Consider the following 19,830-nt stretch of genomic DNA (forward strand, 5'->3'; position numbering starts at 1 on the left):
CCGGCGCCGCCGGTGAGGCCCTGAGCACGACCGCACGGCCTGCACGACCCGCACGACCTGTACGCCCCGAAGGGGCCGCCCGCCATCCGTGGTGCGGGCGGCCCCTTCGGCGTACCCGGTGCCCGGGATGGGTAGAGGGAGGGGTCGGAGCTTTTGTGGAGGTGCGCCATGACGGACGCCGCGCCGCGGCTGGCCGCTGTTGCCGAGACACTGCTGGGTGCCCCGCTGCCGGTGCGCGTCCGGGCCTGGGACGACAGCGAGGCGGGGCCGCCCACCGGCCCCGTGGTCGTGATCCGTGACCGCCGTGCCCTGCGGCGGATGCTGTGGAAACCGGGGGAGCTGGGCCTGGCCCGCGCGTGGGTGGCGGGAGAACTGACCGTCGAGGGCGATCTGTTCGACCTGCTGGAGCGCGTGGCGGGCCTCCTGTGGGAACGGGAGCACGACCTGCCGGCCGCCGCTCCCGCCCGGCCACCGGGTCGCCGGCCCGGGCCGCTCGCGGCCCTGAAGGCCGGCGCGCGCCGGCCCCGGCTGCCCGGAGGACTGCCCACCCTCCCGGGGGCGAAGTGGCGCGACCCCGGACACCGGGCCGCCGTACGCGAGCTGATCGCGCTCGCCGGACCGCTGCCGCCGCCCCCGCCCCCCGCCGAGGAGGCGGCCCGGCGGGGCGGGCCCCGGCACAGCAAGGGGCGCGACCGCCAGGCCGTCAGCCACCACTACGACGTCGGCAACGAGTTCTACGGCCACGTGCTCGGTCCCTCGATGGTGTACTCCTGCGCCTACTGGAGCCCCGGCTCCACCCTGGAGCAGGCCCAGCACGACAAGCTCGACCTGGTCTGCCGCAAGCTCGCCCTGCGGCCCGGCGACCGCCTCCTCGACGTCGGGTGCGGCTGGGGCTCCATGGCGCTGCACGCCGCCCGCGAGTACGGCGTCCAGGTCACCGGCATCACGCTCTCGCGCGAGCAGGCCGCGTACGCCCGTAAACGGGTGGCCGAGGAGGGCCTGGCCGACCGGGTCGACATCCGCGTCCAGGACTACCGGGACGTCAAGGACGGCCCGTACGACGCCATTTCGTCCATCGGGATGGCCGAACACGTCGGGGCCGACCGCTACCGCGACTACGCCCGCACCCTGCACGCCCTGCTGCGCCCCGCCGGCCGGCTGCTGAACCACCAGATCGCCCGCCCCCCGGAGCCCGACGAAGAGGCCTACCGGATCGACGAGTTCATCGACGCCTACGTCTTCCCCGACGGCGAGCTCTCCCCGCTCGGCAGCACCGTCGGCGAACTGGAGCGGGCCGGCTTCGAGGTCCGCGACGTGGAGGCGCTGCGCGAGCACTACGGGCTGACCCTGCGCGCCTGGGTGGCGCGGCTGGAGGAGCACTGGGCCGAGGCGGTACGGCTGACCTCGCCCGGCCGGGCCCGGGTCTGGCGGCTCTACATGGCGGCCTGCGCGCTCGGTTTCGAGCGGGGCCGGCTCGGGGTCAACCAGGTGCTCGCGGTGAAGGCCACGGCAGCCGGCGACTCGGGCCTGCCACTGCGGCTGCGCACCTGGGGCGTGTGAGCCCCGTACGACGACGGGACGACGGGAAGGGCCCCGGGGCGTGTGCCCCGGGGCCCTTCCGTGTCCGTGTCCGTGTTCCGTTCCGTGTCCGTGTGTCCGAACGGCCGTGCTACTCCGTCTTGATGGCCGTCAGCATGTTGAGGCGGGCGGCGCTGCGGGCCGGCCACATGGCGGCCAGGACACCGACCACGGCGGCCAGTAGGAGGAAGATGCCGATCCGGTCGTAGGGAAGGACCAGCTCGTAGTTCGGGACCGACTTCGACAGCGTGGTGCCGACCGCCCAGGCGAGGAAGACACCGATGGCGACGCCGAGGACCGCGCCGAAGAGCGAGATCACCACGGCCTCCAGGCGGATCATGTTCTTGACCCGGCTCCGGTCGAGGCCGATCGCCCGCAGCATGCCGATCTCCTGGGTCCGCTCGAAGACGGACATCGCCAGGGTGTTGACGACGCCGAGCACCGAGATGATCAGCGCCATGCCGAGCAGGCCGTACATGATGTTGAGCATCGTGTTGATCATGCCGCCCATCTCGTTGCGCATGTCCTGCTGGGTGGCGACGGTGATGGCCGGGTTCTTGCCCAGGGCGTCGACGACCTTCTGCTGGCCGGCCGCGGAGGAGCCGCCGTCGACGTTGACGTACACCTCGCGGACGTAGCTCTCCTCGCTGTGCTCGCTGAGGATCTTGTTGTCGATGACGTACGGGGAGAGCAGGCCCTCCATGTCCTCGTAGACCGCGCCGACCTTCAGCGTGCCCTTCTGGCCGTCGTCGTACTGGACCTGGAGCGTGGAGCCGACGGTGAGGTTCTGCTTCTTCGCCGTCTTCTCGGCGACCGCCAGCTCGCCCTTGCCGAGGCTGTCCAGCGAACCGCTGATGACCTCGACGTTGAGCAGCTGACCGATGGTGGCCGGGCTGACGCCGGAGACCGACCGGAAGTCCTCGCCGACCATGAAGTAGCCCGCCGCCTGCGGGGACACCGCCTTGATGCCGGGGGTCCGGGTCAGGGTCTCGGCGACCGACTTGTCCAGGCTGCCCATGTCGTCGGACATGGAGACCTTGTAGTCCGCCTTGAGCTTGTCGGTGCTCATGCGGTCGACGACCTTGCCCATGGTGATGCCGAGCACCGACAGGGTGGTGACCAGGGTCAAGCCGATCGCCAGGGAGGCGGCGGTGACGGCGGTGCGGCGCGGGTTGCGGACGGCGTTCTGGGCGGCCAGCTTGCCGGGGACCCCGAACACCTTCTGCAGCAGGGGGCGGACGGCCGCGATGACCGGCTTGGAGAGCAGCGGCAGCAGCACGATCATGCCGATGAGCATGAAGAACGCGCCCGCGCCGATGACCATGCGGCCGTCGCCCTTGCCCATGGAGACGCCGAGCAGGACCAGGCCGACGGCGAGGACGCCGATGACCGAGCCGATCACGTTGCGCAGCACCAGGGACTTCGCGCTGGCCGGCAGGTGGGCGCTGCCCATGGCGGCGACCGGGGCGATCCGGCCGGTGCGCCAGGCGGGCAGCACCGCGGCGAGCGTGGTGACCAGGACGCCGATGACCAGCGCCGCGACGACGGTGGTCGGGGCGATCACGAGGGCGCCGCCCGGGAGCTTGGCGCCGAGGGACCCGATCAGGGAGCGGATGGCGACCGCCAGGCCGACTCCGCCGAGCAGGCCGAGGAGGGCGGAGACGGTGCCGACGACCAGGGCCTCGGCGAGCACCGAGCGCATGACCTGACCGCGGTTGGCGCCGACGGCGCGCAGCAGGGCCAGCTCCTTGGTGCGCTGGGTGACCAACATGGTGAAGGTGTTGTAGATGAGGAAGACGCCGACGAAGAGCGAGATGCCGGCGAAGACGAGCAGCATGGTGCTCAGCTCGCCCAGACCCTTCTCGATGTCCTTGGCCTGCTCCTTGGCGAGGGCCGCGCCGGTCTGCGCCTTGGTGTTCTCGCCGAGCAGCGGCTTGATCTCGGCGAGCAGCTGGTCGGCGGAGGCGCCGCCCTTGGCGGCGACCGACAGCTCCTGGAAGTAGCCGGGCTTGAGGTAGAGCTCCTGGGCGACCTGGGTGTCGAAGAGGACCAGGCTGCCGCCGGCCTGGACGGCGCCGTCCTCGGTGGTGAAGACACCGGCGAGGGCGTATTCCTTGACGGGGCCGTTGGTGGCGACGCGGACCTTGTCGCCGACCATGTACGAGCCCGCGTCCGCGGTCGCCTTGTCGAGGGCGATCTCCCCCGCCCTGGCCGGGCCGGAGCCCTGGACGAAGGCGTAGCGCGGGTCCTTGCCGTCCTTGACGGGCGTGTAGTTGGAGCCCTTGTTGGACCAGCCGGAGCCGATCAGCTTGCCGTTCTCGTCGCCCACGCCGGCGAAGCCGGAGACGCGGCCGGAGACGGAGCCGACGCCGCCCAGGGCCTTGACCTTGTCGAGGGTCTGCTGGCTGATGCCCGGCTCGCCCTGCTTGCGGCCGTCGTCGTCGCGGCTCTGGCCGTACGAGGTCACGGAGACGGCCACGCCGTCGTAGCTCTTGGCGGACTGGCTGGAGAGGGACTTCTCGAGGGTGTCGGTGAAGACGAGGGTGCCGGAGACGAAGGCGACGCCGAGGGTGACGGCGAGCACCGTCATCAGCAGCCTGGCCTTGTGCGCGAGCACGTTGCGCAGGGCGGTACGGAACATGGGGGTCTCTAGTCCTGGGGCTGGAAGTCTGGAGGAGGGCTGGGAGGTGTCCGCCGGACACCCCCTCGGGGGAGACCCCCGGGTCAGCTGGTACGGCCCTTGGCGTCGAAGGCCTTCATGCGGTCGAGCACGTCGTCGGCGGTGGGGCTCGGCATGTCGTCGACGATCCGGCCGTCGGCGAGGAAGATGACACGGTCGGCGTAGGAGGCGGCGACCGGGTCGTGGGTGACCATCACGACGGTCTGGCCGAGCTCGCGCACCGAGTTGCGCAGGAAGCCGAGGACCTCGGCGCCGGAGCGGGAGTCGAGGTTTCCGGTGGGCTCGTCGCCGAAGATGATCTCGGGGCGAGAGGCCAGGGCGCGGGCCACGGCCACGCGCTGCTGCTGGCCGCCGGAGAGCTGGGTGGGGCGGTGCCCGAGGCGGTCGGAGAGGCCGACCATGCCGATCACGTCGTCCAGCCACTGCTTGTCGGGCTTGCGGCCGGCGATGTCCATCGGGAGCGTGATGTTCTCCAGGGCCGTCAGCGTCGGCAGCAGGTTGAAGGCCTGGAAGATGAAGCCGATCTTGTCCCGGCGCAGCTGGGTGAGCTGCTTGTCCTTCAGGGTGCCCAGCTCGGTGTCGCCGATGCGCACGGAGCCGGCGGAGAAGGTGTCCAGACCGGCGACGCAGTGCATCAGGGTGGACTTGCCGGAGCCCGAGGGGCCCATGATCGCGGTGAACTGTCCCTGGGCGAAGTCCACGGAAACGTTGTCCAGGGCGACCACCTGGGTCTCGCCCTGGCCGTACACCTTGGAGAGGCCGGTGGCGCGGGCGGCCACGGCCTGGACGGTGTGCGGGGCGTAGTTCATGGTGGTCACGGGACGGCTCCTCGGTCTGCGGTGCGGGGACGTTTCCATCCTCGCCGCGGGTACCCCTGCTCCGGATCAGCCGCCGAGCTTGTTCACCGGCCCACTGGAGTCTGACGGCGGGGGCGTGCGCCTCCTCCTCTGGTATGACAGGAGCCCTGATCGACGGGCGGTGGCCCGGGGTGGCGGGAGGGTGGCGCGAGGGGTGGCGCGGGCCATCGAAATCCCGTCATTCCCGTACAGGTGGTGATCGGCGCCCAGAACGGGCCGACCGTGCGTTCTGGGGCCTGACGGACCCTCAAGCGCCAATAAAATCAGACAACATCGGATTGACGTCCGGTTGGCGGCGAGGGTGTTCCGGATAGGCTCGGCGCAGCGTTCAAGGCTTTTTCCACGGGGGCCGCCACGCCCTGCCCGGATGGTGGAATGCAGACACGGCGAGCTTAAACCTCGCTGGCCTTCGGGCCGTGCCGGTTCAAGTCCGGCTCCGGGCACTCCGCAGGTCTCGCGAGGCTCGCCCCTTTATCCCCTGCGCTTCGCCATGCCTTCTCCTAAGATCCTCCTCCAGCAGTAGGGTGCTTTCTTTGCGAGCGCATTACTCTTGATGCAAGGCCGCGCTCGGTGGCCACGGAGGAGTGAGATGAGGAGCAGTAACCCGGTCTTCTCGCGACGGGGGTTCAGCCGCGACAACGGTGGCTACGCGGGCTTTGACGCGCAGCAGCACCAGCAGGCCGGGACCAACCCGTACGCGACGAACCCGTATGCGACCGACCCGGCCACGGGCATGCCGCAGGCACCGGCGCGCGCCAACGCGATGACCATCGACGACGTCGTGAGCCGTACGGCCATGACGCTCGGCACGCTCATCGTGACGGCAACCCTTTCCTGGGTGCTGCTGCCGGTCGACCCGGCCAACCTCGGCAAGTCGTACGGCATCGCCATCGGCGCGGCCATCGTCGGGTTCGTCCTGGCGATGATCCAGTCCTTCAAGCGCAAGGCCTCCCCGGCCCTGATCCTGGCCTACGCGGCGCTCCAGGGTGTCTTCCTCGGGGTCATCAGCGCGGCCACCAGCACCTACCTTGGCCCCGGCGTGGTCATCCAGGCCGTGATGGGCACGATGTGCGTCTTCGCCGCCGTGCTCCTCTCGTACAAGATGGGCTGGATCCGCGTCAACCGCCGCTTCTACGGCTTCGTGATGGCCGCGGCCCTGGGCTTCATCCTGCTCATGGTCGCGAACTTGCTGTTCTCGGTCTTCGGCGGCGGTGACGGCCTCGGCTTCCGCAGCGGCGGCCTCGGCCTGCTGTTCGGTGCCATCGGTGTCATCCTCGGCGCCTGCTTCCTCGCCCTGGACTTCAAGCAGGTCGAGGACGGCTTGGCGTACGGCGCCCCGCGCGAGGAGGCCTGGCTGGCGGCCTTCGGTCTCACCATGACCCTGGTCTGGATCTACATCGAGATGCTGCGCATCTTCCAGATCCTCTCGGGCGACGACTAGCAGGACCCGCAGGGCCGGCATGCGTCCGGTCTGCCTGCGCACAGCAGCACGGGGAAGGCCCCGCGAGCACACAGCTCGCGGGGCCTTCCCGCGTCTAGGGGTACGGGATCGGGGGAGGGGGGCTAGGGGGCTCAGCCGAACCGGCGCGCGGCTCTGCGCAGGTCGTACTCGTGGATGATCGCCTTGGCCTGGCCGTACGACAGCTCGTGCGCGCCGCGCAGCCAGCTGACCTTCTCCTCGAACCGGACGAGTGAGGGGCCGTCGTCGACGGTGCGGAGCCAGTCGGAGAGCTCACGACCGGTGGTCAGGGGGATTCTGTCGATCATGTTGCGGTGTGTCTGCTCGGAGAACTCTACGGACATGGGCGCCTCCGGAGGTATCGCCGTGCTGTTCTCTTCACGCCACCGTGCCGGAGAGTTCGCCCGTTGGCAATGGTGCCCGGGCGGCGCGTAGGGTCGGCCGGGTGCTCGATACTTCACCCCTGACCGCCGTCGTGGAACGTTTCGCCGACCGACTGCGGGCCGCGCCGCAGAGCCGCCTGCAGCAGGGAGCCGCCGCCGTGGCGCTGGAGCTGGCCCGAGAGCTCTCCGTACGGGCGCAGCGGCTCGAAGCCCCCGGGGAGAGCCCGCGGGAGGTGCCCGACGCGGGGATCTTCGTCGTCGGGGACCAGGTCGCGGTGGCCGGGCTGGACCTCGCCGAGGCGCTGCGCGCCCGGGCGGCGGCCCCGGACAGCGCGAAGGCCCCGTCCGAGATGCTGGACGAGGCCGTGCGGCTGGTGGAGCAGGCAGAGGTCAGAGCGATGCGATGACGCGGTCCGCGAGGATGTAGACGTTGCTGTCGGGGTCCTCGGTGTCACCGCAGGAGAAGGTCAGCGCGTAGGCGCCGGAGATGCCCGAGCCGCCCAGCAGGACCGGCGCGGTGCCCGAACGCAGGGCCTCGGCGAGGCGTTCCGCGGTCTCCCGGTGCCCGGGGGTCATGCACAGCGTCGTGCCGTCGGTGAAGACGTACACGTCGAGGGTGCCCAGCGGGCCGGGGCGGACGTCCGCGAGGGCCGTACGGGCCTCCGCGAGCTCCTCCAGGCGGCTGACGGTGCGCTCGTGGTCGGCGCCGGGGTGCGAGGCCTGGACCGGTACGAAGTCGGGGTGCGAGGGGTGGCGCCGGCGGGCGGCGGCCAGCTCGGCCGAATCATCGGGATAGCCGGGGAGCTCGTCGAGGGCTTCCTCGCCGAGCACGGGCTCCAGACCCACCATGTCGGCCTGCCGGGGCAGGAAGACGGGGCTGTCCTCGCCGAGCCCGGGCAGCCCGCCCAGCAGCGAGGGGGCGTCGGCGGCGTCGCGGGCCTCCTGCGCGGCCCAGAAGGCGCGCGCCTCGGCCAGCTCGCGCTCGCGCTCCTCGGCGAGGGCTTCGGCCACGGCGGCTCGTATCTCGGCGGCGGGGGACTCCACGGCGCTACGGGCGTGCGGGACGGTCGCACCGCGGGGGTGGACCGGCACCGCCAGCTCGCTGCGCAGGGCGGTGACCTGCTTGCGCAGACCGTGGACGGCGTGCAGCGCAGCAGCGCCCACGGCCGTGGCAGCGGCCGTGGTCAGCAGCAGGGCAAGAGACATGGCGCTCACTGACTAACTCCTGAGGTATTCGATCCCCCGACTTCCTACATCAGAGTGTCCCGACCTGGGAATGGCGTGCAGTGCATTACGTCACGAAATGGACAGGGCTTTCGTCACATACGTCCCCCCTGGACTCGCGTTGACCTGCATAAATGCAGATCCCCCAGGAGATAGGTCACATCCTGGGGGAGATTCGGTCACAGGTCGGCCGCGAAGGGATTGGATCCGGCGTCGGTACGCCGCAAGGGATCCGGCCGGATCCCTTGCGGCGACTGGTGTCCAATCTTGATCAGATCGGCTCGGTCAGCTCAGCCGTGCTTCCTCTTTGGTCGGGTTGAGCTTCGGCTCAGCTCAGCCGCTCGATGACCATGGCCATGCCCTGGCCGCCGCCCACGCACATCGTCTCGAGACCGAACTGCTTGTCGTGGAACTGGAGGCTGTTGATCAGCGTGCCGGTGATGCGGGCACCGGTCATCCCGAAGGGGTGACCCACGGCGATGGCCCCGCCGTTGACGTTCAGCTTCTCCAGCGGGATCTCCAGGTCCCGGTACGACGGGATGACCTGGGCCGCGAAGGCTTCGTTGATCTCGAAGAGGTCGATGTCGTCGACCGTCAGGCCGGCCCGCTTCAGCGCCTGCTTGGACGCCTCGACCGGGCCCAGGCCCATGATCTCGGGGGAGAGGCCGGTGACACCGGTGGACACGATCCGGGCCAGCGGGGTCAGACCCAGGTCGCGGGCCTTGGTGTCGCTCATGATGACCAGCGCCGCGGCGCCGTCGTTGAGCGGGCAGCAGTTGGCGGCCGTGACCAGGCCGTCGGGGCGGAAGACGGGCTTGAGGCCCTGCACGCCCTCCAGGGTCACTCCGGCGCGCGGGCCGTCGTCGGTGGCGACGACCGTGCCGTCCGGGGTGGTGACCGGGGTGATCTCGCGGGCCCAGAAGCCGTTCTTGATGGCCTCTTCGGCGAGGTTCTGCGACCGGACGCCGAACTCGTCCATGTCCTGGCGGGTCACGCCCTTGAGGCGGGCCAGGTTCTCGGCGGTCTGGCCCATCGCGATGTACGCGTCGGGGATCAGGCCGTCCTCGCGCGGGTCGTGCCAGGACGCGCCCTCGCTCTGGGCGACGGCGGCCGTGCGGGCCTCCGCGTCCGCGAAGAGCGGATTGTGCGTGTCCGGGAGGCCGTCGGAGGAGCCCTTCACGGACCGGGAGACCATCTCGACGCCCGCGGAGATGAAGACGTCGCCCTCGCCCGCCTTGATGGCGTGCAGGGCCATGCGGGAGGTCTGGAGCGAGGAGGAGCAGTAACGGGTGATGGTGGCGCCCGGCAGGAAGTCCATGCCCATCTGCACCGCCACGATGCGGGCCAGGTTGTGGCCCTGCTCGCCGCCCGGGAGGCCGCAGCCGAGCATCAGGTCGTCGATCTCGCGCGGGTCGAGCCCGGGGACCTTGGCGAGGGCGGCCTGGATGATCGTCGCGGTCAGGTCGTCCGGGCGGACGTCCTTGAGGGACCCCTTGAAGGCGCGCCCGATGGGGGAGCGGGCGGTGGAAACGATGACGGCTTCGGGCATCGGGACTCCAAGGGTGTGTTGCGGCTCTATCCGGGACCGGACCGCAAGCGAAGTTACCGCCCCGTACGGTCCAGGTCACCGGCCTCGCGGTGTGATGCCGGTCGCTCCCGCGGGGTGTGCGGTGCTGGGGGCTGGGCCCTGGCGTGCGGACCGGCGCGGCGCCGCTGCTGGGGCTCTGCCCCCGGACCCCGCGCCTCAATCGCCGGCGGGGCTCGAAAACGGGGCCTTGGCCGTCGGTCGGCCGGCCGGTGCCGCGCCGTTGCCGGGGCTCTGCCCCGGACCCCGCGCCTCAATCGCCGGCGGGGCTCACAGGTGGTGCCTCAATCGTCGGAGGGCTCGAAGGCGGGGCCGCAAAGGTCGGCGGGGCTCGAAAGTGGAGCGCCTCAATCGCCGGCGGGGCTGGAAAGCGGGGCCTCGGTTGTCGGGTGGGCCGGGTCCGAAGCCGGTACGCGCCGGCGGCGGCGGTGCTTGAGGAGGACCCACGGCCCGCGGACCGCCGTGACCTCGGTACCCGCCTCGCCCGCCGCGGCGGACGCCGCCTTCGCCACCGGGAGCATGTCCTCGTCCCGGGACACGTCCAGCCGGTCGGACTCCGGCCACAGCCCCAGCGCCGCGCACAGGGTCGGCAGCACGGCCATGGCGGCGGTCGCGTACCCCTCGGCCGACGGGTGGTAGGAGTCCGGGCCGAACATCTCGCGCGGGTTCGCGGCGAACTCCGGGCCCAGCAGGTCCCCCATGGAGACCGTACGGGCGCCCAGCGCGACCACCCCTATGGTCTGGGCGGCGGCCAGCTGGCGCGAGACCCGGCGCGCCATCCAGCGCAGCGGCTGGTACACCGGCTCGATCGTGCCCAGGTCCGGGCAGGTGCCCACGACGACCTCGGAGCCCGCCAGCCGCAGCCGGCGCACGGCCGAGGTCAGCAGCCGCACCGACTGGGTCGGCGGCATCCGTCGCGTCACGTCGTTCGCGCCGATCATGATCACGCACACGTCCGGGGCGGGCCGGCCGTCGTCCAGCAGCAAACCCACCTGCCGGTCCAGGTCGTCCGACATGGCCCCCGACAGGGCCACGTTGCGCAGCTCCACCGGCCGCTCGGCCACCGCCGCCAGCCCCGAGGCCAGCAGGGCCGCCGGAGTCTGCCGGGCCCGCCGCACACCGAGCCCCGCGGCCGTGGAATCACCCAGCATGGCCAGCCGCAGCGGGCCCGGGCTCTGCTCAGGGCCGCCGAACTCGCTCCCGTACAGCCCGTCCGCGCGCGGCGGATCCGGCAGCCCGGTCCCCACCGTCCGCTTGGCGAACTGCACCTCCGCCAGTACCAGTCCCACCGCGGCGGCCCCGACCAGTCCGAGTCCGCCCCCGCCGTACGCCGCCCCCGCCGCGATGCGGCGGGCTGTTCTCGCCCTGGACACCCTTCAGGCCACCTCCTCGGTCCTCATTGACCCCTACCTGCCCCGTACGCACGGTCGGCCAATCCCTTTCCGCATACTCTGGCCGTGCCTCCCGGAGAACCCGTGGAGTCCCCTCCTTGGAGAACATGGTGCAATTCCACGACTCGATGATCAGCCTCGTCGGCAACACCCCGCTGGTGAAGCTCAACCGTGTGACCGAAGGCCTGCAGGCCACCGTCCTTGCGAAGGTCGAGTACTTCAATCCCGGTGGATCCGTGAAGGACCGGATCGCCGTACGGATGATCGAGGCCGCCGAGCAGAGCGGAGCCCTCAAGCCCGGCGGCACCATCGTTGAGCCGACCAGCGGCAACACGGGTGTAGGACTCGCCATCGTGGCCCAGCAGAAGGGCTACAAGTGCATCTTCGTCTGCCCTGACAAGGTGTCCCTCGACAAGATCAACGTCCTGCGCGCCTACGGTGCCGAGGTCGTGGTCTGCCCCACGGCCGTCGACCCCGAGCACCCGGACTCGTACTACAACGTGTCCGACCGCCTCGTGCGCGAGACGCCGGGCGCCTGGAAGCCCGACCAGTACAGCAACCCGAACAACCCCCGTTCGCACTACGAGACCACCGGTCCCGAGCTGTGGCAGCAGACGGACGGGAAGATCACCCACTTCGTCGCCGGCGTCGGCACGGGCGGCACGATCTCCGGTACCGGCAACTACCTCAAGGAGGTCAGCGGCGGCAGGGTCAAGGTCATCGGCGCCGACCCCGAGGGCTCGGTCTACTCCGGCGGCTCCGGCCGCCCGTACCTCGTCGAGGGCGTCGGCGAGGACTTCTGGCCGACCGCCTACGACCCGAACGTCACCGACGAGATCATCGCGGTGTCCGACAAGGACTCCTTCCAGATGACGCGCCGGCTGGCCAAGGAGGAGGGCCTGCTCGTCGGCGGCTCCTGCGGCATGGCGGTCGTGGCCGCCCTGCGCGCCGCCGAGGGGCTGGGCCCGGACGACGTCGTCGTCGTCCTGCTTCCGGACAGCGGCCGCGGCTACCTCAGCAAGATCTTCAGCGACGAGTGGATGGCGGGACACGGCTTCCTGGAGGAGGCGGGCCCCGCGGCGCGCATCGGTGACGTGCTCGCGGACAAGGAGGGCGGCATCCCCTCCCTCGTCCACATGCACCCCGAGGAGACCGTCGGCGAGGCGATCGAGGTCCTGCGCGAGTACGGCGTCTCGCAGATGCCGATCGTCAAGCCGGGCGCCGGTCACCCGGACGTGATGGCCGCCGAGGTCATCGGTTCCGTGGTGGAGAAGGAACTGCTGGCGGCGCTGTTCGCCCAGCGGGCCTCCCTGACCGACCCGCTGGAGAAGCACATGAGCTCGCCGCTGCCGCAGGTCGGCTCGGGCGAGCCGGTGTCCGAGCTGATGACGGTGCTCGGCGAGGCGGACGCGGCGATCGTGCTGGTCGAGGGCAAGCCGACGGGTGTCGTCAGCCGTCAGGACCTGCTGGCGTTCCTGGCCAAGGCGGCGAAGTAGCGGTCACGGCGCCGCGCACGGCCGTCGCGCAAACGGTACGGGCCGGACACGTGGCGGCAGCACCGGCTTAACACGGCTCCGGCACAGTGGTGGTCGTCGGCAGGAGCGGAAACGCTCCGGCCGGCGCCACGGAACGGCGTTGCGCACCTCCGGAGCGGCTCCCGGACCGCGTGACGCCACGGACGCGGACGGCCCTGACCCGGCCGTGTCCTTCGCGGGGACCGCCGTCGTCCCGCCCCCGGGCAACCGGGGTGTGGCGGTCCCCGCGTCACATCCTTCTCCCGGCCCGGGGCCGGCTCCTGGGGCTCCGCCCCAGACCCCGCGCCTCAAACGCCGGCGGGGCTGAAATTGGCCGGGCAAATCCAGCCCCGCCAGGGGGCACCTCCCAGCGGTAGCTGGGGGAGTTTGAGGCGCGGGGGCTCGGGGGCAGCGCCCCCGCAACGGCGCCGCGCCCGAACCTATTCGGCAGACCCCCGCCGCAGCCGCTTGCTGGCGTGGATGAAGTTCACGCCCAGGATCCCGGCCCAGGCGACCAGCAGACCGCTCAGGTCGGCCTCCGCCGCGGCAATGGCCGACAGCGGAATCGCCAGCACCAGCGTGATGATCGCGAAGCCGAAGCGTTCGCCGAAGTTCCCCTCCGCCACGGCAGGCCCGGCAGGCCCGGCGGAGCCGCGCGCCGCGGCCAGGCGTTCCTCCGCGAGCCGGCGCCGGACCTGGGTGTCGACCTTCTCGACGAACGAGTCCACCAGCGCGGCCTCGTACTCCGGGCCCAGCTCCCGCCGGGCGTCCATCGTCGCGTCGAGTTCCTTCTTCAGCTCTTGGGCGTGGGCGTCCATGTCCCCACCGTAGGAACCGCCGCGGGCCCCGGCACTGGGGCTAGCCCCCCTATCCGGATCTATCCGGATCGCGGGCACGGCTTGCCCCGCTGCATAACCGCATGCAGAGTGCTCGGTGACTGAATATTTCACCGGGACGGAGGGGACGGGATGAGTGACAGCCCGGCCGCGAGGCTGCAGAAGCTGTTCGAGGGACACCGCCTGACGCCGACCCAGCGGCGGATCGCGCACTGCATGGTGCGCGGGGCGGCGGAGGTGCCCTTCCTGTCGAGCGTCGAGCTCGCCGAACTGGCCGGCGTGAGCCAGCCGTCGGTGACCCGGTTCGCGGTGGCGCTGGGCTTCGACGGATATCCCGCGCTGCGCCGCCACCTGCGCGAGGTGGCCCCCGCCGAGCGGGCTGAGGACGCGCACGAGGACGCGTACAACGAGTACCAGCAGGCGGTCCTCGGCGAGATCGAGAACCTGCGGCAGCTCGCGGCGATGCTCGCCGATCCGGCGCCGGTCCAGGAGGCCGGGCGGCTGCTCGCCGCCTCGACCCCGCTGCCGGTGCTCGGGCTGCGGGCGGCGTCCTCGCAGGCGCGCGGGTTCGCGTACTTCGCGGCCAAGGTGCATCCGGACGTACGGCTCCTCGACGAGGGCGGCTCGATGATGGAGGACCGGATCGACGCGGCCCTCTACGAGGGGGCCACGGCGTTGCTCTGCTTCGCCCTTCCCCGGTACCCCCGTGAGGTGGTGGAGACCCTGGAGCGCTCCCGGCGGGCCGGCCTGACCGTGGTGACGGTCGCGGACTCGGCCTTCGCCCCCGTGGCCCGCCACTCGGACCTGCTGATTCCGGCGCCGGTCGGGACCGGGCTCGCCTTCGACACGGCGTGTGCGCCGATGCTGCTGGGCCGGGTGCTGCTGGAGGCGATGGCGGACGCGCTGCCCGACGCGCAGGCGCGGCTGGAGGCCTTCGACGCCCGGGCGGCCGCGCGGGGGCTGTTCGTGGAGTAGGCCGCGCGCTCAGCGGTAGTCGAGCTCGGCGAGCTCCGTGGCCAGGCGGGTGCGCAGGGCCGGGACGCGGGCGAGGAGGGGGAGCAGGGCGTTGCGCACCGAGCGCAGGGTCCGGCTGCGGGTCGTGGCGACCTTGGTCATCCGGTCGGTGAGGGCCACGACGCGCAGGGCGACGGGGCGGCGCCGGGCCTCGTAGCCGTCGAGCGCGTCGGGGTCCTGCGCGGCCAGGGCGCGGCCGAGGGCGTAGCCGTCCTGGATGCCGGTGTTCATGCCCTGCCCGCCGGCCGGGCTGTGCACGTGGGCCGCGTCCCCGGCCAGCAGCAGCCGCCCGGCGCGGTAGCGGTCGGCGACCCGGTGGTGGATCCGGAACCGGGAGGACCAGACGAGCTCGCGGACGGTGGCCTGGCCGGGGACGTACGCGTCCAGCAGGCCCTGGACGAAGGGGAGGTCCGGTTCGGCGGGGGCCTCGGCGACGGTGGCCACGACCCGGTAGTGCCCGCCGGGCAGCGGGGCGATCACGGTGAGCCCGGCGGCGCCGAAGGCGAGTGAGACCTCGCGGGGGCCCGGAGCCCAGTCCATGACGACGTCGGCGAGGACGAAGGACTCCCCGTAGGAGCCGCCCGTGAAGCCGATCCCGGCGGCCTCGCGGACCGCGCTGTGCATCCCGTCGGCGCCGACGGCGTGGGCGGCGCGCAGGGTATCGCCGGTTGCGGTGGTGAGGATGACCCCGTCCGCGTCCTGGGTGACCGAGGTGACCTCGTACGGGCGGTGGACGTCACTGCCGAGGGCGCGCAGGCGGCGCAGGAGGACGGCCTCGGTCTCGTACTGGGGGACCATCAGCGCGTACGGGTGCGCCGTGGGCAGGCGGTCGAAGTCGATGGCGGCGAGCGCGCGGGCGCCGTCGCGGATCCGGAACCGGGTGACGGGGATGCCGCGGCCGATGAGGTCGGCGGACAGGGCGCCGGTCGGGTCCAGCTCGTCGAGGACCTCCAGGGTGCGGGCGTGCACGACGGCGGCGCGGGAGGTGTTGGCGCCCTCCGCCTGCTTGTCGAGGAGGACGAAGTCGATGCCGGCCTCGGCGAGGGTCACGGCGAGGGCGAGGCCGGTGGGTCCGGCGCCGACGATGGCGACGTCGGTACGGGGCGGGAGTACGGCGGTGCTGGCCATGCGGGCCTCCTCCGGCGGGCCAACGGTTGTTGGCCAACGTCTGTTGGCATCAGGATGCGCCTGCGGGGATGCCGTGTCAACGGTTGTTGGCCTACGGTTGTTGGCCTACGCTTGTTGGCATGACGGCCGTGCGACGCTCCGACCAGACCAAGACCGCGATCCTGCGTGCCGCGCGGGAGCGCTTCGCCGCGCAGGGGTACGAGCGGACGACGATCCGGGCCGTGGCGGCGGACGCGGAGATCGACCCCTCGATGGTCATGCGGTACTTCGGCAGCAAGGAGCAGCTCTTCGACGCCGCGCTCGCGGTGGACCTGCGGTTGCCGGACCTGGGCGCGGTGCCCGCGGGGGAGCTTCCGGCCGCGCTCGTACGGCACTTCGTGGAGCGGTGGGAGGGGGACCCGGCCGATGACGCGCTGCTGGTGCTGTTGCGGTCGGCGGTGACGAACGAGCAGGCGGCGGGCCGGATGCGGGAGGTGTTCGCGGGGCAGGTCGCCCCGGCGCTGGCGGCGGCCCTCGGCCCGGAACGGGCCGCGCGGGTGGCGGGCCTCGTCTCCGCGCAGCTTCTGGGGCTGGCCCTGACGCGCTACCTGCTGCGGCTGCCGGGGGTGGTGGCGCTGACCCCGGACGACCTCGTCGCGGGCCTGGCCCCGGCCCTGGCCGCCACCCTCTCGGCTCGCTGAGTCCGTGCGCCCGCGGCGCCGCTGCTGGGGGCGCTGCCCCCAGACCCCCGCGCCTCAAACTCCCCCAGCTACCGCTGGGAGGTGCCCCCTGGCGGGGCTGAGGTTGCGCCTCAAACGCCGGCGGGGCTGAGAGACCCAGCCTCGCCGGCGTTTGAGGCGCGGGGTCTGGGGCGGAGCCCCAGGAGGCTCGCGCAGCGGTCGGCTACAGCAGGGCGTCCCGGTAGGCGCCGCCCGCCTCGGCGACGATGTCCGGGACGGACTGCGCCGGGCGGGCCAGGCTGAAGCGGACCTCGCCCGCCGCGGTGAGCGTGAAGCCGTGTACCGCCGGCCGCGGGAGGCTGTTGTAGCCGTAGTGGGCCGTGAAGAAGTACGCGCCGGTGTCCGGGACGCCGATCAGGTCGCCCGGATAGAGCCGCGGCAGCTCGCGCGCCGCGGCCAGCACGTCACCGGCGAAGCACGCCGGCCCCGCGACGTCCTGCGCCACCAGACCCCCGGTCTTCGGGACGCCCTTCGCGTCGTAGGCCAGGATCCGCACCGGCCAGGCCGCCGGCACGTACGCGGTGCGGGTCGCCACCTGGACCCCGGCATGGGTGAGCGCGATCGGCCGGGACCCGCTGCTCTTGGTGTACTCCACCCGGGCCAGGACCAGACCGTGCTTGGCCAGCAGGGACCGGCCGAACTCGGTGACCAGGCCGTACGAACCGTCGAAGAGGGCCGGCGCCGCCTCGCGCAGGGCGGCGACGTACTGCGCGTACGTCGGGGTCTCCTCGTCCGAGGCGAAGTTCACCGGCAGGCCGCCGCCGATGTCGAGGGTGTCGACCTGGCTGCGCCCGGCCGCCGCGTTGATCTCCTCGGCCAGCGCGTGCAGTTCCCGTACGCCCTCCGCGATCAGGGCCAGCGGGACCCCCTGCGAGCCCGAGTGGATGTGCAGGCGGGTGAGCCAGGGCCGGTCCAGGTAGGCCCGTACGAGCCACTCGCGCGCACCCGCATCGCGCAGGGCGATCCCGAACTTCGAGGTCGCCGTGGCGGTGGACAGCGCGTCGATGGTCCCCGCGCCGGTCTGCGGGTTGATCCGCACGCCGATCGGCGCCGTGGTGGGCCCCGCGGCCACGAGCGCGTCGAGGCGGGCCAGCTCCTGCGGGTTGTCGGCGTTGACGGCGATGCCCAGCGCCAGGGCCTCGCGCAGCTCGGCCGCCGTCTTGGCGGGGGAGTCCAGGACGGTCCGTCCGGCGGGCACCCCCGCCGCCCGGGCCAGCGCCAGCTCGCCGGGGCTGGCCACCTCGCAGCCGAGCCCGGCGTCGGCCAGCAGGCGCAGGACCGGCACCAGCGGGGCGGCCTTCACGGCGAAGGCGTGCAGGACCGGGGTACCGGGCGTCAGTACGGCCGCGAAGGCGCTGGTCAGGGCGGCGGCGGAGGCCCGGATCCCGGCGACGTCGAGCAGGCAGGTCAGCGGCTGCGCGGAGTCGGTCCCGCCCACGAGTCCCTGCTCGACCGCCGCCCGTACGGCCAGATCCCGGCGCGCGGCGGCGCCCCCGCCCACGTGCGTGTTGGCAGCCATGTCAGCCATGTCCGTCATCCCATCACTCGACGGGGCCGCCCGCAGCTGTTGACTGAATCTATTCAGGGCGCGAGGATGTGAATGGATTGACCAACATCGGAGGAGGCACCCGCCATGTCAGGACCCCGCCCCGTACGGGCCGCGCGAGGCACCGAGCTCAGCACCCTGGGATGGCAGCAGGAGGCCGCGCTGCGGATGCTCCAGAACAACCTCGACCCCGAGGTCGCCGAGCACCCCGACAAGCTCGTCGTCTACGGCGGCACCGGCAAGGCCGCCCGCGACTGGCGCTCGTACGACGCCATGGTCCGCACCCTCCAGACCCTCAAGCAGGACGAGACGATGCTCGTCCAGTCCGGCCGCCCGGTCGGCGTGATGCAGACCCACGAGTGGGCGCCGCGCGTCCTGCTCGCCAACTCCAACCTCGTCGGCGACTGGGCCAACTGGGAGGAGTTCCGCCGCCTGGAGCAGCTGGGCCTGACCATGTACGGGCAGATGACCGCCGGTTCGTGGATCTACATCGGCACGCAGGGCATCCTCCAGGGCACCTACGAGACCTTCGCCGCCGTCGCCGCCAAGAAGTTCAACGGGACCCTCGCGGGCACCATCACCCTCACCGCCGGCCTCGGCGGCATGGGCGGCGCCCAGCCGCTCGCCGTGACCATGAACGACGGCGTCGCGATCTGCATCGACGTCGACCCGCGCGCGATCGAGCGCCGCATCGAGCACCGCTACCTGGACGTGAAGGCCGACAGCCTCCAGCACGCCCTCCAGCTGGCCGTCGAGGCCCGCGACGCCCGCAAGCCGCTCTCCATCGGCCTGCTCGGCAATGCGGCCGACCTGCTCCCGCAGATGCTGGCCGAGGGCGCCCCGATCGACATCGTGACCGACCAGACGAGCGCCCACGACCCGCTCGCCTACCTGCCGACCGGTGTCGACTTCGACGACATGGCCTCCTACGCCGCCAAGGACCCGGCCGGCTTCACCACCCGGGCCCGCGAGTCCATGGCCCGCCACGTCGAGGCCATGGTCGGCTTCATGGACGCCGGCGCCGAGGTCTTCGACTACGGCAACTCCATCCGCGGCGAGGCCCAGCTGGCCGGCTACGACCGCGCCTTCGCCTTCCCCGGCTTCGTCCCCGCCTACATCCGGCCGCTGTTCTGCGAGGGCAAGGGCCCCTTCCGCTGGGCCGCCCTGTCCGGCGAGGCCTCCGACATCCACAAGACGGACAAGGCGATCCTCGACCTCTTCCCGGAGGCCGAGTCTATTCAAAACGCGTCCCTGCACCGCTGGATCAAGATGGCGGGCGAGCGGGTCCACTTCCAGGGCCTGCCCGCGCGCATCTGCTGGCTGGGCTACGGCGAGCGCGACAAGGCCGGCGAGCGCTTCAACGACATGGTCGCGAGCGGTGAACTGGCCGCCCCGCTGGTCATCGGCCGCGACCACCTCGACTGCGGCTCGGTGGCCTCTCCGTACCGCGAGACCGAGGCCATGCTCGACGGCTCCGACGCCATCGCCGACTGGCCGCTGCTCAATGCCATGGTCAACGTCGCCTCCGGTGCCTCCTGGGTCTCCCTGCACCACGGCGGCGGCGTCGGCATGGGCCGCTCGATCCACGCGGGCCAGGTCACGGTCGCGGACGGCACGCCGCTCGCGGGCGAGAAGATCCGCCGGGTGCTGACGAACGACCCGGGCATGGGCGTCATCCGGCACGTCGACGCGGGCTACGACATCGCCGAGTCGGTGGCGGACGAGCGGGGCGTGCGGGTTCCCATGCGGGAGGGCTCCGCGTGAGCCAGGCGGATGTGCCGGGCGCGGCGCCGCTGCCGGGGGCTCTGCCCCCGGACCCCCGCGCCTCAAACGCCGGCGGGGCTGGATTTGCCTCCGGCGGCGCCTCAAACGCCGGCGAGGCTGGATTTGCCCCCGGCGGGGCTGGATTTGCCTCC

Annotated in this window: 16 protein-coding genes and 1 tRNA gene; 8 read left to right on the plus strand and 9 right to left on the minus strand. The window is 72.1% G+C overall.

The features are described 5' to 3' along the window. Positions 1-168 precede the first annotated feature (168 nt). Positions 169-1,560 (plus strand): class I SAM-dependent methyltransferase, encoded by a 1,392-nt coding sequence (locus ACZ4TV_RS28935; RefSeq protein WP_468138014.1) that lies wholly within the window; start codon positions 169-171, stop codon positions 1,558-1,560. Positions 1,561-1,669: 109 nt separating this feature from the next. On the opposite strand, the gene ACZ4TV_RS28940 is transcribed toward ACZ4TV_RS28935, so the two are convergent. Then, positions 1,670-4,219 carry an ABC transporter permease gene (locus ACZ4TV_RS28940; RefSeq protein ID WP_468138015.1) on the minus strand — a complete coding sequence of 850 codons (2,550 nt, stop codon included), beginning with the start codon at positions 4,217-4,219 and terminating at the stop codon, positions 1,670-1,672. Positions 4,220-4,302: 83 nt separating this feature from the next. Then, on the minus strand, positions 4,303-5,067 hold the full coding sequence (locus ACZ4TV_RS28945; protein ID WP_468138038.1) for an ABC transporter ATP-binding protein: 765 nt from the start codon (positions 5,065-5,067) through the stop codon (positions 4,303-4,305). 409 nt (positions 5,068-5,476) lie between these two features. Here ACZ4TV_RS28945 and ACZ4TV_RS28950 point away from each other — a divergent pair. Together ACZ4TV_RS28950 and ACZ4TV_RS28955 are read left to right on the plus strand one after the other, a co-directional pair. Next, positions 5,477-5,558: transfer RNA gene (locus ACZ4TV_RS28950), tRNA-Leu, on the plus strand. A 146-nt stretch (positions 5,559-5,704) separates the two neighbouring features. Then, a complete protein-coding gene (locus tag ACZ4TV_RS28955; protein ID WP_468138017.1) occupies positions 5,705-6,556 on the plus strand; it encodes a Bax inhibitor-1/YccA family protein in 852 nt (283 codons plus the stop codon). A 131-nt stretch (positions 6,557-6,687) separates the two neighbouring features. Here ACZ4TV_RS28955 and ACZ4TV_RS28960 read toward each other — a convergent pair whose 3' ends face one another. Beyond that, positions 6,688-6,918 carry a DUF4287 domain-containing protein gene (locus ACZ4TV_RS28960; RefSeq protein ID WP_453423116.1) on the minus strand — a complete coding sequence of 77 codons (231 nt, stop codon included), beginning with the start codon at positions 6,916-6,918 and terminating at the stop codon, positions 6,688-6,690. Positions 6,919-7,019: 101 nt separating this feature from the next. Between ACZ4TV_RS28960 and ACZ4TV_RS28965 the strand changes: the two genes are divergently transcribed. Then, positions 7,020-7,364 carry a hypothetical protein gene (locus ACZ4TV_RS28965; protein ID WP_468138018.1) on the plus strand — a complete coding sequence of 115 codons (345 nt, stop codon included), beginning with the start codon at positions 7,020-7,022 and terminating at the stop codon, positions 7,362-7,364. On the opposite strand, the gene ACZ4TV_RS28970 is transcribed toward ACZ4TV_RS28965, so the two are convergent. The 3 genes from ACZ4TV_RS28970 to ACZ4TV_RS28980 all read right to left on the minus strand — a co-directional run bounded on the left by ACZ4TV_RS28970 (position 7,348) and on the right by ACZ4TV_RS28980 (position 11,139). After that, positions 7,348-8,163, minus strand: a complete 816-nt coding sequence (locus ACZ4TV_RS28970) for a hypothetical protein (protein WP_468138039.1) — start codon at positions 8,161-8,163, stop codon at positions 7,348-7,350. The genes ACZ4TV_RS28965 and ACZ4TV_RS28970 overlap by 17 nt on opposite strands. A 346-nt stretch (positions 8,164-8,509) precedes the next feature. Then, entirely contained in the window at positions 8,510-9,730 is a 1,221-nt protein-coding gene (locus ACZ4TV_RS28975) for an acetyl-CoA C-acetyltransferase (RefSeq protein WP_468138019.1), read from the minus strand. A gap of 383 nt (positions 9,731-10,113) precedes the next feature. Continuing rightward, a complete protein-coding gene (locus ACZ4TV_RS28980; RefSeq protein WP_468138020.1) occupies positions 10,114-11,139 on the minus strand; it encodes an SGNH/GDSL hydrolase family protein in 1,026 nt (341 codons plus the stop codon). A gap of 128 nt (positions 11,140-11,267) precedes the next feature. Here ACZ4TV_RS28980 and ACZ4TV_RS28985 point away from each other — a divergent pair, with 128 nt between their 5' ends. After that, on the plus strand, positions 11,268-12,653 hold the full coding sequence (locus ACZ4TV_RS28985; protein ID WP_468138040.1) for a cystathionine beta-synthase: 1,386 nt from the start codon (positions 11,268-11,270) through the stop codon (positions 12,651-12,653). A gap of 458 nt (positions 12,654-13,111) precedes the next feature. On the opposite strand, the gene ACZ4TV_RS28990 is transcribed toward ACZ4TV_RS28985, so the two are convergent. Continuing rightward, complete coding sequence (locus tag ACZ4TV_RS28990) at positions 13,112-13,489, minus strand: hypothetical protein (RefSeq protein WP_468138022.1); 378 nt, start codon at positions 13,487-13,489, stop codon at positions 13,112-13,114. Between the two features lie 150 nt (positions 13,490-13,639). Here ACZ4TV_RS28990 and ACZ4TV_RS28995 point away from each other — a divergent pair, with 150 nt between their 5' ends. Then, positions 13,640-14,482, plus strand: coding sequence for a MurR/RpiR family transcriptional regulator (locus ACZ4TV_RS28995; protein ID WP_468138023.1), 843 nt, complete (start codon positions 13,640-13,642; stop codon positions 14,480-14,482). Between the two features lie 9 nt (positions 14,483-14,491). Here ACZ4TV_RS28995 and ACZ4TV_RS29000 read toward each other — a convergent pair whose 3' ends face one another. Further along, positions 14,492-15,649 carry an FAD-dependent oxidoreductase gene (locus ACZ4TV_RS29000; RefSeq protein WP_468138024.1) on the minus strand — a complete coding sequence of 386 codons (1,158 nt, stop codon included), beginning with the start codon at positions 15,647-15,649 and terminating at the stop codon, positions 14,492-14,494. Positions 15,650-15,768: 119 nt separating this feature from the next. On the opposite strand from ACZ4TV_RS29000, the gene ACZ4TV_RS29005 reads away from it, so the two are divergent. Next, positions 15,769-16,329 (plus strand): TetR/AcrR family transcriptional regulator, encoded by a 561-nt coding sequence (locus tag ACZ4TV_RS29005; protein ID WP_468138025.1) that lies wholly within the window; start codon positions 15,769-15,771, stop codon positions 16,327-16,329. A 202-nt stretch (positions 16,330-16,531) separates the two neighbouring features. Here ACZ4TV_RS29005 and ACZ4TV_RS29010 read toward each other — a convergent pair whose 3' ends face one another. Continuing rightward, a complete protein-coding gene (locus tag ACZ4TV_RS29010; RefSeq protein ID WP_468138041.1) occupies positions 16,532-17,887 on the minus strand; it encodes a type III PLP-dependent enzyme domain-containing protein in 1,356 nt (451 codons plus the stop codon). A gap of 114 nt (positions 17,888-18,001) precedes the next feature. Between ACZ4TV_RS29010 and hutU the strand changes: the two genes are divergently transcribed. Then, entirely contained in the window at positions 18,002-19,678 is a 1,677-nt protein-coding gene (hutU, locus tag ACZ4TV_RS29015; RefSeq protein ID WP_468138026.1) for a urocanate hydratase, read from the plus strand. Positions 19,679-19,830 lie beyond the last annotated feature (152 nt).

This window comes from Streptomyces sp. NPDC028910, assembly GCF_055564955.1.

Coding starts and splice junctions, on each gene's coding strand:
- ACZ4TV_RS28955 (WP_468138017.1), top strand. CDS start 5,705: ATGAGGAGCAGTAACCCGGTCTTCTCGCGACGGGGGTTCAGCCGCGAC.
- ACZ4TV_RS28970 (WP_468138039.1), bottom strand. CDS start 8,163: ATGTCTCTTGCCCTGCTGCTGACCACGGCCGCTGCCACGGCCGTGGGC.
- ACZ4TV_RS28960 (WP_453423116.1), bottom strand. CDS start 6,918: ATGTCCGTAGAGTTCTCCGAGCAGACACACCGCAACATGATCGACAGA.
- ACZ4TV_RS29010 (WP_468138041.1), bottom strand. CDS start 17,887: ATGGCTGCCAACACGCACGTGGGCGGGGGCGCCGCCGCGCGCCGGGAT.
- ACZ4TV_RS29005 (WP_468138025.1), top strand. CDS start 15,769: ATGACGGCCGTGCGACGCTCCGACCAGACCAAGACCGCGATCCTGCGT.
- ACZ4TV_RS28990 (WP_468138022.1), bottom strand. CDS start 13,489: ATGGACGCCCACGCCCAAGAGCTGAAGAAGGAACTCGACGCGACGATG.
- ACZ4TV_RS28935 (WP_468138014.1), top strand. CDS start 169: ATGACGGACGCCGCGCCGCGGCTGGCCGCTGTTGCCGAGACACTGCTG.
- hutU (WP_468138026.1), top strand. CDS start 18,002: ATGTCAGGACCCCGCCCCGTACGGGCCGCGCGAGGCACCGAGCTCAGC.
- ACZ4TV_RS28940 (WP_468138015.1), bottom strand. CDS start 4,219: ATGTTCCGTACCGCCCTGCGCAACGTGCTCGCGCACAAGGCCAGGCTG.
- ACZ4TV_RS28975 (WP_468138019.1), bottom strand. CDS start 9,730: ATGCCCGAAGCCGTCATCGTTTCCACCGCCCGCTCCCCCATCGGGCGC.
- ACZ4TV_RS29000 (WP_468138024.1), bottom strand. CDS start 15,649: ATGGCCAGCACCGCCGTACTCCCGCCCCGTACCGACGTCGCCATCGTC.
- ACZ4TV_RS28945 (WP_468138038.1), bottom strand. CDS start 5,067: ATGAACTACGCCCCGCACACCGTCCAGGCCGTGGCCGCCCGCGCCACC.
- ACZ4TV_RS28995 (WP_468138023.1), top strand. CDS start 13,640: ATGAGTGACAGCCCGGCCGCGAGGCTGCAGAAGCTGTTCGAGGGACAC.